This is a genomic window from Paralimibaculum aggregatum (assembly GCF_030270585.1).
GTDB classification, from domain to species: Bacteria; Pseudomonadota; Alphaproteobacteria; order Rhodobacterales; family Rhodobacteraceae; genus Thermohalobaculum; species Thermohalobaculum aggregatum.
The window spans coordinates 1-1402 of record NZ_BSYI01000111.1 but is presented as its reverse complement, the minus strand read 5'-3'; the positions used below and the strand labels follow the sequence as shown (position 1 = coordinate 1402).

General features: G+C 63.6%; 2 protein-coding genes. One reads left to right on the top strand and one right to left on the bottom strand.

Translation table 11 applies throughout. The features are described 5' to 3' along the window. On the bottom strand, positions 1 to 190 hold a 190-nt coding region (locus tag QSJ97_RS24500), incomplete at its 3' end, for a hypothetical protein (RefSeq protein ID WP_285675126.1). Positions 191 to 771: 581 nt separating this feature from the next. Here QSJ97_RS24500 and QSJ97_RS24495 point away from each other — a divergent pair. Beyond that, positions 772 to 1402, top strand: a 631-nt coding sequence (locus tag QSJ97_RS24495) for a hypothetical protein (protein WP_285675123.1), incomplete at its 3' end; no start/stop codon positions are given.

Genomic DNA, 1402 nt, shown 5'->3' with positions numbered 1-1402 from the left:
CAATCTTCAAGTTAACGGAAGAGTATGTTGTTTGCTGTTTTCGCTCAAGGAGAACAACAGGGTGTAGAAGCTGGCCGAATTCGCGCGGGCGTTGAAAACCGGCGCGCTTTCCGGGCCGGTATCCGAAGTCATGCATGCGTGAATTGTCGGCAGGAGAACTTGCGCTTTCCCGGCTGCGGGCGCTGGCCATGGCGGCACGCGTTCCGGCCGCCTGCCCTGCCGGGGTCGGGCGTCCTGCGGAGCCGGAAAACCTGGGCGACGCCGGCGGCAGCGAATCGAAACCCCGCGGAAGTCTCTGGGTTCAGTAGAAAATAAGTCATCCGTGAACTTTTCGGACGTGGGCAGAACCGATCCCGGGGAAGTCGAAGTATTGCAATCATAAGGCGATCGACCGTGCCGATACGGTGCGCTTAACGTGTAATTCGTCGCGGTTTCGGGCAGTTGATCCAAGTTGGACATTCTCCGCCCGGGTCCCTTGATGTAAGCTCGAATTGTCTGGCGGGTGGGACGGCCAGCGCTCCGGTCGGAGCGGACCGGACATGTGATCGGTAAGTGTGTGCTGTCAGGTTGGTAGATTAGCGAGCGCGTGACGGGCGGGTTTTTCCGCCATTGGCGCAGGTATTGGCGCCGGACAACGCTCTCCATCGCTGAACCCCTCTTGGCGGCCGCCGCGCATGTGTCGGGCAATGGTCTCCGTTGGTCTGCGCCGAGAGGCGCCGCGTGCGTCGTTGGTTCGTGCGTTGTCAGTTAGTGAATCGGGAGCTTTGTGAGATGGCGAAGAAGGACAAGTCCAACAACGGCAAGGGCAAGGGCAACAACCCGGTGCAGCCGGTCGACGACACCCCGCCCGTGGACACCCCGCCTTTGACCGGGGACGGCGCCGGCACCACGTCCGCGTCGATCACCGGCGAGCGCGTGTTCGTCTTCGAGGGCCCCGGCGGCTTCACCGCGGTGGCCACGATCAGCGAGGCCGGCGGCGATCTCCTGGTGCATCTCGAGGTGCTCGAGGATGGCGGCGATATCGGCGATCTGCGCGGCTTCTTCCTCGACATCGGCGACGAGAGCCTGCTCTCCGGCATGAGCGTCTCCGGCGACGACATCACCAAGGTGAAGATCGAGGCGAACGCGGTCACCGATCTCGGCAAGGGCAACAATGTCAACGGCGAGGTCGCGAACGGCACCGGCCCCTTCGATCTCGGCGTCTCGATCGGCACCCAGGGCATCGGCAAGGACGACATCCGGCAGACCACCTTCACCATCACGCATGACACGGTCGATCTCTCGCTCGACCTGATCTCCGGCGATCTCGCGGTGCGCACCACCAGTGTCGGCCCCGCCGGGGGCAGCCGCGAGGGCTCGCTGAAGCTGACGGGCGAGGAAGAGCCCGATCTTCTGGGTTCCC